Origin of the sequence: Stenotrophomonas sp. SrG (assembly GCF_050031795.1) — a bacterium.
Lineage (GTDB): Bacteria > Pseudomonadota > Gammaproteobacteria > Xanthomonadales > Xanthomonadaceae > Stenotrophomonas > Stenotrophomonas rhizophila_A.
The window spans coordinates 1-234 of record NZ_JBNBBE010001430.1 but is presented as its reverse complement, the minus strand read 5'-3'; the positions used below and the strand labels follow the sequence as shown (position 1 = coordinate 234).

The window sequence follows — 234 nt, the reverse complement described above, 5'->3', positions numbered from 1 at the left end:
TCCGAGATCCGCGACAAGCGCGCGCAGCAGGAAAGCGAGATCAAGCGCGCCGAACAGAAACATCGCGAGGTCACTGCGGCGCGGGCGGCCGCAGGGCAATCCACCGCCGGTGCCCGCGGCGCCGCCCAGCCGGCCGCCGGTGGCGGCGGCACCAGCGACGGCCTGCGGGCCAAAAACGCGGCCGCGATCCCGCCGAAGGTGCTGGCGGCGGGGACCCGCCCGGACAACGTGGCG

At 75.6% G+C, this 234-nt stretch carries 1 pseudogene; it reads left to right on the top strand.

What is annotated here, in order from left to right:
* Nucleotides 1-234: pseudogene (locus ACQG3P_RS24115) on the top strand (cell envelope integrity protein TolA); the annotation flags it as partial.